The organism is Pantoea sp. Ap-967 (assembly GCF_011752565.1).
Taxonomy (GTDB): domain Bacteria; phylum Pseudomonadota; class Gammaproteobacteria; order Pseudomonadales; family Pseudomonadaceae; genus Aquipseudomonas.
On record NZ_VWXK01000098.1, the window covers coordinates 1 to 553 of the forward strand.

The following is a 553-nucleotide window of genomic DNA, read 5'->3' on the forward strand; positions in this document are numbered from 1 at the left end:
TCGCTTTCGTGTGTGTTGAATTGCTCCAGCCCCATCGATTGCATCAAGGCTTGGCAGCTGCGGTTGTCTTGCTGCTTAGCCTCAAGCTCTGCCAGGGCCGCCTTGATCGCAGTGCGATCTACCACCTACTCGCCCTCAGTCTTATCAGCGGCATCCAGGTCCGCCAGATATTGGGCAATCCGCTTATCCAGCTTCTCGTCCTGACGCTTAAGCTGATTCAGGTTCAGGTGGCGTCGCGCGGAAGCGACTGCCTGAAACTTACTCCCGTCGATGGCAACCAAGTCACCGGCAATCAAACCGGCAGTTCGGCAGAACTGCACAAAGGCCCGGCATGTCGCGACGAACGCAGCTTTGTTGTTCTTGCGGAAGTCGGCGATGGTTTTGAAGTCGGGTTTGAGCCGGTTGATCAGCCACATCACTTCGATGTTGCGCTGGCATTCGGCTTCCAGGCGCCGGGACGAGCGAATGCGCTGGAAATAACCGTAAAGGTAGAGCTTTAGCTGATCGGCGGGGTCGTACGCGGGGCGCCCGGTGGCCTTGGGCTGCGTTTTCT

Annotated in this window: 1 pseudogene; it reads right to left on the reverse strand. The window is 57.9% G+C overall.

The features are described 5' to 3' along the window. Window positions 1-553, reverse strand: a pseudogene (locus F3J45_RS29685) (transposase); the annotation flags it as partial.